Source organism: Runella salmonicolor (genome assembly GCF_024158025.1).
GTDB classification, from domain to species: domain Bacteria; phylum Bacteroidota; class Bacteroidia; order Cytophagales; family Spirosomataceae; genus Runella; species Runella salmonicolor.
Genome location: NZ_JAMZEL010000002.1, coordinates 126,467 through 140,936 on the forward strand (window position 1 = coordinate 126,467; position 14,470 = coordinate 140,936).

At 43.1% G+C, this 14,470-nt stretch carries 10 protein-coding genes; all 10 read left to right on the top strand.

Annotated elements, in window-relative coordinates; translation table 11 throughout:
- The 10 genes from NCI00_RS06365 to NCI00_RS06410 all read left to right on the top strand — a co-directional run bounded on the left by NCI00_RS06365 (nucleotide 1) and on the right by NCI00_RS06410 (nucleotide 14,329).
- Entirely contained in the window at nucleotides 1-936 is a 936-nt protein-coding gene (locus tag NCI00_RS06365) for a glycosyltransferase (RefSeq protein WP_253526136.1), read from the top strand.
- Nucleotides 937-956: 20 nt separating this feature from the next.
- Nucleotides 957-2,027: a glycosyltransferase family 4 protein gene (locus tag NCI00_RS06370; protein WP_253526138.1), complete on the top strand. Its 1,071-nt coding sequence runs from the start codon at nucleotides 957-959 to the stop codon at nucleotides 2,025-2,027.
- Between the two features lie 192 nt (nucleotides 2,028-2,219).
- Nucleotides 2,220-2,981, top strand: a complete 762-nt coding sequence (locus tag NCI00_RS06375; protein WP_253526139.1) for a WecB/TagA/CpsF family glycosyltransferase — start codon at nucleotides 2,220-2,222, stop codon at nucleotides 2,979-2,981.
- Between the two features lie 642 nt (nucleotides 2,982-3,623).
- The gene (locus NCI00_RS06380; protein ID WP_253526140.1) at nucleotides 3,624-4,652 is read left to right on the top strand and encodes a hypothetical protein; all 1,029 of its coding nucleotides are present in this window, start codon (nucleotides 3,624-3,626) and stop codon (nucleotides 4,650-4,652) included.
- A gap of 1 nt (nucleotide 4,653) precedes the next feature.
- Nucleotides 4,654-5,499 (top strand): YjbH domain-containing protein, encoded by an 846-nt coding sequence (locus NCI00_RS06385; RefSeq protein WP_253526141.1) that lies wholly within the window; start codon nucleotides 4,654-4,656, stop codon nucleotides 5,497-5,499.
- A 38-nt stretch (nucleotides 5,500-5,537) separates the two neighbouring features.
- Nucleotides 5,538-6,674 carry a YjbH domain-containing protein gene (locus NCI00_RS06390; RefSeq protein WP_253526142.1) on the top strand — a complete coding sequence of 379 codons (1,137 nt, stop codon included), beginning with the start codon at nucleotides 5,538-5,540 and terminating at the stop codon, nucleotides 6,672-6,674.
- 349 nt (nucleotides 6,675-7,023) lie between these two features.
- Nucleotides 7,024-7,731, top strand: coding sequence for a hypothetical protein (locus tag NCI00_RS06395; RefSeq protein ID WP_253526143.1), 708 nt, complete (start codon nucleotides 7,024-7,026; stop codon nucleotides 7,729-7,731).
- Complete coding sequence (locus NCI00_RS06400; protein ID WP_253526144.1) at nucleotides 7,731-10,496, top strand: hypothetical protein; 2,766 nt, start codon at nucleotides 7,731-7,733, stop codon at nucleotides 10,494-10,496. Before NCI00_RS06395 ends, NCI00_RS06400 begins: the two co-directional genes overlap by 1 nt.
- Before the next feature lie 568 nt (nucleotides 10,497-11,064).
- Entirely contained in the window at nucleotides 11,065-12,486 is a 1,422-nt protein-coding gene (locus NCI00_RS06405) for an exopolysaccharide biosynthesis polyprenyl glycosylphosphotransferase (RefSeq protein ID WP_253526145.1), read from the top strand.
- A 157-nt stretch (nucleotides 12,487-12,643) separates the two neighbouring features.
- Nucleotides 12,644-14,329: a hypothetical protein gene (locus NCI00_RS06410; protein WP_253526147.1), complete on the top strand. Its 1,686-nt coding sequence runs from the start codon at nucleotides 12,644-12,646 to the stop codon at nucleotides 14,327-14,329.
- The last annotated feature ends 141 nt before the right edge of the window (nucleotides 14,330-14,470 follow it).

Below are 14,470 nucleotides of genomic sequence, written 5' to 3' on the forward strand. Positions count from 1 at the left end.
ATGAATATCCCTAAAATTTCAATCATTGTTCCTGTATACAATGCACAATACTTTTTAGAAAGATGCATCAATAGTATAATTGAGCAACCCTTTAAAGATTTAGAAATTATACTAATTAATGATGGAAGTACTGATCGCTCTGGTGAAATGTGCGATGAATTTGCAAAAAGAGATTCAAGGATAAGAGTGTTACACCAAACAAATAAAGGGATAAGCTATACTAGGCAATTTGGCATCGATCACTCAGTTGGAGAGTTTATTCAATTTATAGACAGCGATGATTGGATTGAAGGAGATATGTTTAGCGAACTTTACAATTATGCAACACATAGTAATCTGGATATTCTGGGTAGCAACTTTATTATGGATTTAGAAAATAAAAGTAAGAAAATAATCTGTCAATATCCTAGCCGTGAAAAATTTATAAAAGCTGTATTGTCTAATGAGTGGGGCGTTGTATGGAAACTTTTTATAAGGAGAAGTTTGTTTCTAAATTTTGGAATTTCTTTTCCTGTTGGCATTAACCATGGAGAGGACTACATTGTTTGTGTGAAATTGCTGTTATCAACCAATAAAATTGCGACTATTGACCTTTATAATTATCATTATAATTATAAGATTACCGAAAGCAGCCTTACGCGAAATTCTGGAATTAAATCAACTTTAGACCAAATTTACGCAACCGTAATTGTTGAGGATTATATCAACAGCAATCCTGATTATAGAAAATATAAAAAGGCATTGATAAAAAGGAAGTTGTTTTACTCTTATAACCTTATATCTGATTTAGGTACTATTATATTTGATTTTTTAGGGTTACAATTAAAGTATTCATTAATATTTCTTTCTCCCCGATCAGTTTTAACATACATTATCTTAGTACTTGTTAAATTTAGGATTTTAATAAATAATTCTTTAACGAAGGTTACCAGTTAGCTAAGTAAAAAAATACCATCATGAATATACTTATAACTGCACCAAGCTTGGATGTAAAAAAAAATGTAAGCGGCGTTGCTACGGTGGTCAATACTATTATAGAGCATAATTGTCTACACAAGTATTTTCATTATTTATTAGGGCGTCCCGATAGCCCTATGGGCAAATTAAAATGGTTTTACACCATACTTGAACAGCTATTTATTTTCCCCTTTTTTGTTAAGAAAAATGAAATACAGCTTGTTCATCAAAATCTCCCATTTAATACAAAAGGACTATTAAGAGAATCAATCATTAATTTTTGGTGTTATTTGGTACGTGTACCTGTATTGTTACACGTACATGGTGGAGTTTACTTAATGAATCCTCCAGAAAATCTATTTTATCGCTTTATCGCTAAACAACTGTTTAGACACAGTAAAGTTGTTGTGGTACTCAGCGGACTAGAGAATGAAGCTATTGCGAAACATTATAACTTTAGAGACTCCTTAGTGTTGTTGAATAGCATCGATTCTTCGCTTTATTCGGCAATATCCAAAAATAAAGATGATCATAAACCAGTTCTGTTGTTTATGGGCCGTATACATGAGAGTAAAGGTATAGAAGATATTGTTGCTGCTTTTCGAATTTTAAAGCAGGAGCTTAATTTTCGATTTGTACTTTGCGGCGATGGCCCTTTGAGAGCATATTGTGTGGATGAGTGCCAGGAACTATTAGGTGACGATTTTGAATATCGAGGAGTGGTTTCAGGTAATGATAAAATGAAGGCGATTGCCGATTCTGATTTTTTTTTATTACCTTCAAGATATGGTGAAGGGCTGCCAATGGCTCTCTTAGAAACTATGGCAGCGGGTGTAGTTCCAGTTGTGACAAATGATGCTTCTATGGCGTACATTATTGAACATGAAGTTAATGGTTTAATGGTTAATAAATTTGACGCTCTTGATTTGTATAAAAAATTAAAGCGCATCTTATCAGACACAATGTTGTATAATGTACTTTCTATTAATGCATCAAAAACTATTAAGGATAAATATGATGTAAATGAATATATTGAAAACTTGAATATAATATATAAACAAATAAAATAATGGACTAACAACCACTTTTTAAGACTGTTTATATGTGTAAATTGTTGGTTTTTATATATACTATACTTTGAAGCTTTATAATATAGAAGGTAAAATATGTTCACAAACTTGTTTGCCTTATCAACGATACGTGGCAGAAATATTTTGATGTATAAAAATAACAATAAGCCTTTAAAAATATAAATGAAAGTTATGAACAAGACAGCACTGTTTCAATATGGGATTTCATCTGCTAGTTATCCTGAATTTGTTAAGGCTATTCTATTATTAGGACAAAATAGGGTATCAAGTACTGTATTTGTGGCAAATGTTCACATGATTGTAGAAAGTATTCTTGATCCTCTTTTTGGACGACTTTTCAAAGAAGCTGATATTGTTACTCCTGATGGGAAGCCCCTTTGTTTAGCGTTACATTTTTTATACGGTATTCGGCAAGAGCGAGTTGCTGGAATGGACTTGATGCCAGCTCTTCTGAATGAGGCTTCTAAGTCGGGTGTTATAGTCTATTTTTATGGTTCTACTGATGAGGTGCTAAAAAAAATTCGCGAGAAATGTGCTGTTCTTTACCCTTCATTGAAGATTGGAGGAATGTATTCCCCACCATTTAGGAAACTCACTGCTGACGAAGACAAAAAAATTATTGATGATATTAATGCATCGGGTGCTGGGATTGTTTTGGTTGCGTTAGGTTGCCCTAAACAAGAAAAATGGATGTCGGCTATGAAAGGACGAATTTCGTCGGTAATGGTGGGAGTAGGAGGGGCATTCCCTGTCTTTGTGGGTACCCAAAAGCGTGCACCTAAATGGATGCAGGATGCTAGCCTGGAATGGCTGTATCGGCTTGTACAAGAGCCTCGTCGACTTTTTAAACGCTATTTTGTAACGAATTCTCTATTTATTTTTATGGTTCTTCGTGAAAAATTGCGTTTGAGTTGGTTTCCGAGTCATACGTAATATGACTGCTGGTTTAGATGTATAAAATATTTTACTCTTAATGGTATCTTATATGTATTTAAAAGGTATCTAATTTTGTAGTATTGGGCTTTTTGTTGTAAAAAATAACAATTTTCGAGAAGGATTTGTTGAAAATAATGAAGATTAGATTGTTATTTTCTAATAAATTGTAATATTATAGGTTTGATTATTAGCTATTTAGTGTTTTTTGATGATTTTGGGTTGTTATTTATCGTTTTTTTTCGTACATTTGTTATAGCTTAATCGTTAACTATAAACACCAATCCTTCATTCTGGTTTATAGTTAATGAATGTAGTACTCAACGTTAATAAATTATGAAACATAACTCCAACGCGGTTCTCCGTCTATTGATTCCCCTTGTTTTGAGGCGAGATTTCTGAAAAATCTTTTTTCCGTATGCTTATTATGTCCAAAAGTTAAATCTTTCAGGACACAGGAGATTTAAGGTCTTACTCTGTTGACGTATAGTGGGTATCGTTAATTTTTATAGCTTGCCTTTTAGGGAATTTTATACAGTAAAATCAATCAAAAAGAGCGTATTTAAAGAGGAGCAAGCCACGGATGTGGTTGAAGTTAAATTAAACAGAAAACAAATAATATCACTTAATCACTCAATGACAATGAAAAAAAGTACATTTTCACTCTTCGTATTTGGGCTGGCTTTGACGCTCCTCATGTACAATTGTAAAAAAGGCGATCCCTTGGAGCCCGATGCTGATTTGGTTGAAAAAATCAATGACATCGAAGTAGCACCCGTAACGATTGTTGCGCCAACGCCCGTTACAACCACCCCTTCTTCCGTGACAGCCTCCGCTAAAACGGCTGAAGTAGCTACGGCCATTGGTAGCATTGCAAGCACTGGGGTGGTGCCTGCTTCGGTAAAAACCTCAGCGGCAGAAGTATCAGGTGCGTTATCTCCCACTGAAGTATCGGCAATGGCCACGGTTACCCCCGCAACCATTGCGGCAGTAGCAGGAGGTGGAGCGCTTCCAACTGATTTGAAAGCAGTGCTCGACAAAGCGTCGGCCAATCCAGCCTTGCGGGCTTATTTGCCTACATTTACCTTACCTTCGGTCAATGGACAGGCGGTCAATGGCCGTTCTGGTGCTTCAGTACCTGAAACCATTGCGCAAACGGATGGCTTAGAGGGTTTGGCCGTGTCGGATGAGTGTATTGCCAAAGCGGAAGAAGCGTTTAACACCGTAAAAGCAAAGCTTGATGGTACCAAGGCCGAAGAAATGGCTAAAGTAGAGCAGGCGTATCAGACGGTGATTGCGGCTCTGGCGGGTAACGAAGCTACCTGTACTGCGGGTATTCCTGCAAAATACACGCCATTACGTACCGCAGCGCAAACTATTTTTGACCAAACCAATGCGGCACTGGATGCGGCCCAATCAGTATTAGGCGCTGATTATGCTTTGCTGAAAGCCTTGAACTCCATCAGCTACTTAGGATATTTGAGCACGCTCAACAACTTGCAGTCGGCCGATGTAAAAGCTTGTAGCTCCGTTACTACGGCGGCTACCGCAGCAGCCCAGGCGGCCCGTACCACCAACACGGCAGCGGTAAATGCAGCTTATAATAAGGCATTGGGCGAAGCCAATGCTGCCAGAGTCGAACTTGCTCAAAGCTGCCACAACCAAGGCTAAGATGTTTCATCCACTGAATAAACAACTGACAAAGGGTAGCCTTGCGCTATCCTTTGTTTTGGTTTTACTCATGGTGAAGGGAGTGGCCCAGACGAATCTCTCGGGCAAACCAGGGCTTATATATATTCCCTCGGCGGTGGCCTTAGAAGATGGGGCGTTTCGGTTTGGGTACAATTATAACCCCATTCACTACGGGATGAGGGGGCGCAACAAAAACCCCGAGCGGATTTGGTTTGCGCATTTAGCCATTCTGCCGCGTTTGGAGATTACGGCCACGTTACTCCAAATGATTGATACGAAGATTCGGGATGTGCGCGAAGGAATTGGGGATCGCTCCATGGATGTTCGGTATTTGTTGTTAAAAGAAACCAAAAAACGGCCTTCGGTGGCGGTGGTGATGACCGTTCCGTTTACCATTGACGGGGCCATGCTCACCCACGTAGTGGTGGCCACCAAGAATTTTACGTTTAACCCCACGTTTAGCTTAGAAGTAAGTGCGGGTTATGGGAGCCCTTATTTTGTTTATCGAAATAACGGAGTATTGGCAACCGATCTTAATTCTACTTTCCTTAATAATTTTGCCATTCAGAAGAAAAGTGAGTGGCGTTTTAAAAACAATTATTTGGTAGGGCCCTTTGGGGGAGCGGTGTTGCATTTTCGCAAACAGGCGGGGTTGATGGTGGAGTATGATTCACAAAACATTAATGTCGGTGCTTATGCCACGCTCTTTAAACGCTGGACGGTGCAGGCAGGCTTGTTGAACGGAGATCAGTTCATGTTTGGGACTTCATTTGGGGTGAATTTATTGAAACTACCCCGGCAGTTGAGGAAGGAAAGTGAGAAATGATTTTTTAATAAATCAGTCAGGAAATCAACAGTAAGGCTTTGAAATTAAGAGATTTATATTCATTTTTTTGGGGTGTTGGATTGGTGTTTACTTCCGTGGGCCCGCTTTTGGGTCAAGAGGGGAAGGGGAGACAGGGTTTGAATTTTGAAAACGTTCAGGTCGATAAGCAGCAGGTGGTGTATGAACAGCGATTGTACCGCAATCCTTTTATTGGGTTGTACGGAATACAAAAGGTCGTAAATGATTCGGCCCATCTTTTGACCTACGTTCCGATGATACAAGGCATTCCGGTGGCCCGCTACAAGATGGGGGCATCGTTGGAGGCAAACGCATTGACGCAGGCCGAGCGCTCGGCCATGACAAAATGGGGCTTTTTTTCGTTACAGCGCCGAAATTATAAGTTTGATTTTTGGTTACAACCCGTTTTTTGGGCCAAATTTGGTAATTTTTCCAAACCCGTCAGGAGTAATACGAGTGTTCTTTTACAAAGTCAAGTGTATTTATGGCCGGGCATGGCGCTCAACTGGGGAATTCTTTTTCCCGTGTCCAACGACTTGGACAACCGCCCGAAAATGATTCGTCCAGCCCCCGTTTTTCTGAATCAGTTTTATGCCAAAGACAATCATTTTGTAAGTGCGTCGGCGGGGCTTTTTCACAATGACCAATATGGCGTCAACGTTCAGTACCGCCACACGGATTTTAAATCTCCTTGGTCGTACGGGCTAGAAGTAGGGCTGACGGGGATGTACTACTACCCAAGAGGAGGGCTTTATTACGAAAAAATGGATAAACTCCTGCTGCTGGCCGATGTCGAATACCGTTTCAGCAAATTAGATCTTTTGCTGAAGGTTTCGGGAGGCCAGTTTTTGTGGGGAGACAAAGGCGGAAGATTTGATTTTATTCGTCAATATACCAACGTAGAAATCGGGCTTTTTGTGGTTGCCACTCAAAATGGCGCAACGGCGGGTTTTAACTTTGCCATTCCCATTCCCCCTGGAAAAATAGTGCAGACCTCAAAAATGAGGTTGCGCACCACGGAGGAGTTTAGGTGGCAGTACCTCTACGCGGGGGGATATAAAATGGGAGAGCGCTACCAAACGGGGTATCAACTTGATCAGCGTTTGCGACAGTACCATCAGAACTACCTGAATCGGCAGTATCAGCAAACGAAATAGGGGTTTATTTGAGGCACAACTCCTCTTTCCATAATGAGTCAAGGGACTTGTTCAGTCCTCTAACGGAATTTTTGAATTTAATAAACTACTAATAAATAAGTCAATGCGCGAGAGGTATGCCTGTCCAGCGTGGGGCGCGCAAGGTTGTGCGTTGAAGCATTGGACAGGCGGCCCTTTTCTTTGCTTCGTTTCTTTTGGGCAAGCAAAAGAAATGAAGGGGCTCACCAAACTAAATTTATCAATAGAACTAATTTGAATCGGGGCACAGAGGTGGTCAATTTTATAACATACTCTAACTTTATTTAGGATTTTACCCATTCGTAAAAATAGTCCAACAAAACTCAACGATATGAAGAAGGCGGTATGGCTTATTTATTTCGTCGCGCTGGGGCGAGCTTTCGCCACGGGCAACCCAGGAGACTCGGCGGTGCGATGGTGGCCAAGTGCGGTAGGCATTCAGGCAGGAACGACGGGCGTAGGCGTGCAATGGGCTTGGAAGCTGCGCTCACAACCCAGACTGGTGTTGCGGGTGGGAGCTACTTACTTAGCTTACAAAAAAAAGATTCAAATTGATTTAGGCGATAGTTCCCTGATTGAGTTTCGCCCCGACTTTGTCATCGGCGTTGTACATAGTTCGGTTAAATGGCACCCTTTCCCACGGAGTGCTTTTTTTTTGACGGGAGGGTTGGGTTATACGTGGCGGCCTGATATTCAACTGGAACTCAGTGCCCTGTCGCCCATCGAACTGGGGGGAATCCAGATGAAACCCGATGAATTTGGAACCATAGGATTAGGCATAAAATGGTCGCCCGTGGTAGGTTATGCAGGGTTTGGGTTTGGGCGCTCTATTCCCAAACGACGCTGGGGCGTAGGAGTCGAACTCGGGTGTTATTACCTCGGAGCCCCAAAAATTAACATGGAATTTGATGGTTTTCTGGAAACGACCACGTTGGAGGAGCAGATTCCGCTGATTGAACGCAACATGCGTGGGTATCGGTTTTTACCCAATCTTCAGTTGGTGATTACGTACGCATTGGTCAAAAAATCGTTACGCTGATGAAACGAATCTTACTTTTTATAGGGCTGTTGCTGGGAGTGGTGAGTGCCTGTAAAAACCCTTTGGATGGCTTAGAGCTGCGTTTTAAGAAGCCGTATCCCGTAGCTTTGGATGTTCAATATTACACCGTTGAAGGCAAGGCTCCCCCCGAAAACATGGAAGTGATTTTGGCGGGGCCTGATGCTAATCGACTGATTACCACGGTCAACACCAAGAAATTTAGAATTTCATCCGACGGCGCGTTGTTTTTGTCCATTGACTCACTGGGGCCGAGACCTACCGCCCAAAATCCTCTGAGGTTTACGGTAGTAGCCAAAGTGCCGGGTTTTGTGGATGCCGTTTTACCCGTTGAAATGGGCAACGAAAACCAACGCTCGGTGGCGTTGATTTTGCAACCTACGGGTACGACGTCGGCCGTGAAGGTGGCCCAAAGTACGGCCAGCAGGTCGGGGAGCGTTGACCGGGATTGGAGCGTAGAAACCCCGACGCCCATTATTGCCAATCAGTCGGTGGCGCAGGCAAGCATCGCAAAAGGCACGCAGCTCAAAGATGTAGCGGCCAAGGAGGTAGGAGGGACGTTGACGGCGCGTTTTCAGGCGGTGGACATCAATAAGTCCAATAATACCTTTTTAATCAATCCCATTGTTAATCAGACAATTACGAAACCTATTTTACGGGGAGGAACTGCGGAAGGCACAAATCAGCAGTTGACGCAGGTGGTGGGGGCATTTTTATTGCAGATTCACAACGAACAGTACCAACTGGTAAAAACGGCTTCGCAGCCCATTCGGGTTCGGTTCAGTGTGTCGCCCCAGCTATACCATCCTTTGGAGCGTCGGGTGATTCAGGCGGGCGACGAGATTCCCCTGTTTAGTTATGATGCCGCGACCGAAAAATGGCAGACCGAAACCCCCGGAAAAGTGCAAAAGGCCAGCAACGGCGACTTGGAATACGTGGCGGAGCTGTCGCATTTGTCGCTGTGGGTGGCAGGGTTTACCAAGCAAAAATGTGACACTGGGCCAAGTTTTAAAATCAAAAGCAGCCTACCCACGACCAACCTCCAGTACCAATGTGAGGTGGTCAACGAAGCCACGGGAGCGCGCTTACAGGTGTTTAAATCAACCGTCAATAATGGCGAGATCATAAAAATCAATGGGTTAGAAAGTGATCAGTTTGTGCGATTGCGCATCACGGATGCGTTGGGAACGGCAGTGGTCAATTCTCAATTGGTCAACGGATGCAGTGGCGAAGTGCAGGAAATGGATCTTTCGTCGTTTAAAAAACAGATTCAAAAATGTCCCAATGGGCCAGGTTTTAAAATCAAAAGCCCGCTGCCCAACAGCGATTATCGGTATAGTTTTGTGGTCATCAACGCCGAAACGAATGCCCAATTGCAGAGTTTTCAGACCACTGCCAACAACAACGAGGTGGTCAGACTCAGCGGGCTAGACAGTGACCAGAAGGTACGTTTGAGAATCACAGACATTGTAAGCTCGGCCGTGGTGACCTCCGAACCAGTGGATGCCTGCGCCAGCAATGCGGAGTTGGTAGTAGACATCAGCTCCTTCAAAGTGCCGCCGCAACGCTGCGCCAACTCTCCCGTTTTTCGGATTTCGAGCTCGTTACCCAACAGCGACCGGAGTTATACTTTTGAAGTAATCAAGGCCGATACCAAAGCGCGGCTTCAAGTTTTTCAGTCGTCGGCCAACAACGGCGATGTGATTCGACTCGGTGGGTTTTACGAAAATACGGGAATGATTCAGTTGCGGGTTTTTGACTTTCTCAGTTCTGCGCAGGTCGTGTCCAATCCGTTGGATGCCTGCACCAACGTAACGACCCCGTTGGTGTTGGAAAATTTTAAAGTTCCCCCGCCAAAATGTACTTCTCCGTTGGGCTTTAGGGTAAAAAGCAATCTGCCCAACAGTGGAGCAACGTACCAGTGTCAGGTTATCAATGCCGCCACCAATGGCGTAATGCAGACTTTTGCCACGACGGTAAATAACGGTGAAATCATCAGAATCAATGGTTTGTACAGTGAGCAAACCGTTCGACTCAAAATTATGGACAATCAAAGCGGAGCCGTGGCGCTGTCGGCTGCCGTGGGTGGCTGCACGGCGACCGTTCAGGAGATTGATGTGACATCGTTCAAAAAACCAATTTTGAAGTGTGCTAATCCTTTGGTCTTCAGTGTAAAAAGCACTTTGCCTACCAGCGATAGGGCGTACAATTGTGAAGTGATTAATGACGTAACGAAGGCAAAAATCCAGTCTTTCCAGTCGACTTTGAACAATGGAAATCTGATAAAAATAAGCGGATTGGACGCCGACCAAAAAGTTCGCCTGCGGATTTATGATTCGCAAAGTTCGGCCATTGCGCTTTCGGCGGCCGTAGATGCTTGTGCTACTGGAAATCAGGCGATTGACGTGACATCGTTTAAAATACCGCCGAACATCAAACCCGGAGAGGTTCGGATTACGCTCCAGTTTCCTTGCAAAGCCCTTGATGAAGATAAATTGCCCACGCGGGAGTTGTTTGGGCGGTTTAGGGAAACGGGCACACTGCAATGGAAGAACCTTCCGAGCATGAAATATATCTCAGGTCAGACGGCCTTTAGTATCGTTACGGATTTGCTGGAAGTAGGAAAAACTTACGATTTTCAGGTGGGGCCAGCGCCCGGCTATTTCTCATTCAGCGAGTCAGCTTACAAGCTTCGAAAAGCGGATTGGGTGATTGAGATTGAAACGACTGAATATTGTAAATTATAAATATTGAACCGCGTTGATGTATCTACGGAATGGTACATTTAAGCCCAGAAAATGGGCGTAAATTGGATGAAGGTTCCGATATTAATAAACATGCTTTAAGGGATATTAGGTCGCAGTGAATGTAAAGTTGTAATTCTTATTGGTATACTTTAATTTCATTATTTACTATTCAAAAACTGTATTTCTGAGATTTAAACAGATTTTATGCGTTGATTATGTATTAAAAATGCGTAGTTTTTTAGGATATTTATTTATAAAATAAACAAATAAATTTTGTAATATTTTTAGATTTTACTTAAAGTAAGATGGCCCATGCTCACTTTTATCCGTTTTAGAAATTCAAGAAATAGAATATTAATTGATAAGTTTTTTTAAAAAAGATAAAATTGTATGGTTTATTTTACGGAATTCTTCTATATTTGGTATACCAATAAGAGATGACAAAAATCATATATATTGTAAGGTAGTTTTATAATTTTACCGATATTAATATTTATTATTTTGGCATTTTGATAAAGGTATATTACTAGTGCTTTGGTCGAGTATCAACCATTGAAAATTCAACGTTATGTCTCAACACTCGTTACTACCGTCTACGATTACTTATCAAATTAATCGACGGAAAAATCACCCACGCTTTGTGGCTGATGTTATGCTGGTTATGCTGTCTTACATGCTGGCCGCCAATTTTACCAACCGTACCTTACAACAGGTAGATGTTTTAATTATTTCCGGAATGGGAATGGGTTGGTACTTCTCTTCCAAACTCACAGATCTGTACAATGAATTTCGAACGGTGACCTTCATTGATGAGATTCTGGCATTATTGCCCAATTTGCTTACCCAATTTATCGTTTTGGTGGTCTCGCTTTTCTTCTTGAAAGACTACGATTACACCCGCAGTTTTACCCTTGCGTATGTGGCGGTTTTGGGGGCAAATGTGGTACTCAAAATGTACAGTACCCGAAAGATAGTTCGCTTCTGGAACCTAAAGGGCGTAAACCAGCGGAACCTAGTAATCGTAGGGGAAATGAATCAAGTCGATGGTTTTCGCGATTTGGTGCAACGAAATCCGCAGTTTGGGTACACCATTTTGGGAGCATGGGGCTACAAAGAAGCGGGCCGGAGAACGCCACCGCTCATCGAAACCATTGATTTTCTGAACGAAACTGCCCTCGGCAAAGTGATTGATGAATTGGTGATTGCGCCGAGTCAATTCGAAGAAAGTTACGTAAAAGGCATCATCAGCTGGGCAGACAAAAAAGGAATTTTGGTGCGTTTTACACCTGGCTTTTTTCAGTTCAGCGCGTCTCGTTATTCACTGGAGTTGTTTGGTAATTATCCGTTGATTACCGTACGCAGTACCCCGCTCGAAATGGATTCGTGGTGGATGCTCAAGCGGGCGTTTGACGTGCTTTTCAGTGCGGTATTTTTGGTGCTGGTCGCTTCTTGGTTATTTCCCTTGATTGCGCTGGCCATCCGTTGGGATTCGCGAGGACCAGTATTTTTTGTCCAGGACCGCTGGGGACAACGCGGACGTAACATTGGGGTTTGGAAGTTCAGAACCATGTACCACAACGCATCAACGGTGAGGGCAGATGGCGGATTTAACCAAACGACCCAAGATGACCCCCGCATCACAAAAGTTGGGCGGTTTTTACGGAAGACCAACCTCGACGAACTTCCGCAATTTATTAATGTGCTGCTGGGAAGTATGTCGGTGGTGGGCCCGCGTCCACACGCGGTAAAGCATAGCTTAGAAACGCTCCCAAAAATTGACAATTACATGATTCGTCACCGCCTCAAGCCGGGCATTACGGGATGGGCGCAGGTGAATGGTTTTCGGGGCGAAACGCAGGAAATTGGCCTGATGCGCAAACGCGTCGATTATGATATTTGGTACATTGAAAACTGGAGCTTAGTGCTTGATTTTCAGATTGTACTCCGTACTGCTTACAACATGGTGAAGGGAGACCCCAAGGCATTTTAACGGGCTCATTTCACCGCAACCCTCCTCTTTGACAATGAGTGGAAGTGAAACAAAAACCCTTTTCCGACGGAAAAGGGTTTTTTTATGGGCCGTTTAGCGTTGTCTTTGGGGATTTCTTGCTTATTTTTATGAAATGATCCACAATCCTGATTGCTGAATGGCCTTTTTATTCTTTTTTCAGACTTTTTTTTCATCCCTAACGCTGCTTGATGGGCTGATTATTGCCGCTTTGATTGCGCTAACAGCCGTGCAAATAGGAGCCCTTTTGAGGTCAAACTCGTTGTCAAAAAAAAGAAAGCAAATCCGTTTGGGGCTCAACGTTTTGATGGGAATTGTACTTTTAATTTATGTTATTCAACCGCATTGGACAACCTCTGCCGATACCAGCCGCGTATTGCTCGTCAGCGAAAATATACCCTTAGAGGCGGTAAAAAAAGCCCAAGATAGCCTGAAAATTACCGAAACTTTTTCCTTAGAGGACTTTGAGCGCCGCACGTCAGAAACGGCTGATTTTGTGGCGCAATTGGGGACGGTTTATGTGCTGGGGCAGGATGCTCGCCCGCACACGCTCGCCCGCCTGAGCCAGCACGAGATTCATTGGATTCCGTGGTTTAAAAATAACGAATTAGCGTCGATTCAGTGGAAGGCCATGCTCCGAAAAGGAGAATTGCAGGAAGTTTCGGGAGCCATCGCCTTGGATGCACCTAAGGTGCTCAAAATCAACTATGCCAATCAGGTACTGGACAGTTTGTTGTTGCGCAAGGGAAGCCAAACTTTTCGTCTTACGTTTCCTTCTTTTGCCATTGGACGAACCGAAACCACCTTGCTGTTAGACAATCAACCTTTACAGAAAGTGGCTTTTTATTCCCGAAAACCGCAGCCTATTTCGGCCTATTTTGTTTTGCAAAGCCCTGATTTTGAGAGTAAAGCCGTGGCGGAGTGGTTGGGAAAAAAGGGTAGTAGGGTAGAAATGGTAACGGCCGTAGCTAAGAATACTCAAATGAGTGTATCTATGAATCAGGTAAAAAATAAAAAAGATTTTGTGCCCGATATTGTCTTTACCGACCCCGAAAATGCGGGCCATCCGTTGGTGAAAAAGGCCGCTTCGGATGGGAAAAGTGTTTTGTTTTACAACATAACGAATCCTGAGCAAGCTGCAAAAAAGGTGAATGCCGCGCTGGGAACAAAATGGAATCTAAAGAAGAGCTCCAATGATGAAAGTGTTTTGGTAGGAAACGGACTCACGGCCTTGCCGTACCGATTGGCAGAAAATCCAAACCAAAAAAATATTTTGGGCTATCCCGTCGCCGTGCAAAAAACGGGTGGAATGGTGGGTCTTAGTTTATTAAACGAAACTTTTTCGTTGAAATTAAGCGGCGATAGCTTGGCTTATGATAAAATTTGGTCGGGTATTTTGCAGGCGTTGGTGCCCGCGCAAGAAGGGAATATTGTAGTGACTGCCCCGCTTTGGAAAGACACGCGTGCTAGCTTGGTTTTGAATAAATTTTCGCAACCTCTCCCGACCGTTTCGGTGGCTGAAGATACGGTTTCACTCCAACGTTCTGCCCTCAACTCGCTTAGTTATGGTACGGACTATACCTTCAGAAAATCGGGTTGGCAGCCCTTTCAGGATTCGTTGGAAGTGTACGTAGAGGAAAATGAAACTACAGTATCAAATGCGGCCCGAATGGCGGAGAGCGTGCAAGCGCACAAGAGCAATCAGTCGAAATATTCGACAGGAACGACGCAACAGATGACCGCCAAATTGCCAGATTGGGCGTGGTTTGGGCTTTTTTTGCTTTGCCTAACTGCCCTTTGGGTCGAACCTAAATTAAGGTATTAATTTATCCGTCAGTTGTATCTACCCGTCTACCCGTCAGTCGGTTTTGAACCGACCGACGGGTAATGACTACACTATTGGCAAGAAGTTATTATTCAACTTTAAGCAAAAAAAGGCAGACCCACACGGCCTGCCCTTCGGACT

Bases quoted from the DNA above. Each gene is read 5' to 3' on its own strand.
- NCI00_RS06395 (WP_253526143.1), top strand. From the start codon at position 7,024: ATGAAGAAGGCGGTATGGCTTATTTATTTCGTCGCGCTGGGGCGAGCT.
- NCI00_RS06405 (WP_253526145.1), top strand. From the start codon at position 11,065: ATGTCTCAACACTCGTTACTACCGTCTACGATTACTTATCAAATTAAT.
- NCI00_RS06410 (WP_253526147.1), top strand. From the start codon at position 12,644: ATGGCCTTTTTATTCTTTTTTCAGACTTTTTTTTCATCCCTAACGCTG.
- NCI00_RS06365 (WP_253526136.1), top strand. From the start codon at position 1: ATGAATATCCCTAAAATTTCAATCATTGTTCCTGTATACAATGCACAA.
- NCI00_RS06380 (WP_253526140.1), top strand. From the start codon at position 3,624: ATGAAAAAAAGTACATTTTCACTCTTCGTATTTGGGCTGGCTTTGACG.
- NCI00_RS06400 (WP_253526144.1), top strand. From the start codon at position 7,731: ATGAAACGAATCTTACTTTTTATAGGGCTGTTGCTGGGAGTGGTGAGT.
- NCI00_RS06375 (WP_253526139.1), top strand. From the start codon at position 2,220: ATGAACAAGACAGCACTGTTTCAATATGGGATTTCATCTGCTAGTTAT.
- NCI00_RS06385 (WP_253526141.1), top strand. From the start codon at position 4,654: ATGTTTCATCCACTGAATAAACAACTGACAAAGGGTAGCCTTGCGCTA.
- NCI00_RS06370 (WP_253526138.1), top strand. From the start codon at position 957: ATGAATATACTTATAACTGCACCAAGCTTGGATGTAAAAAAAAATGTA.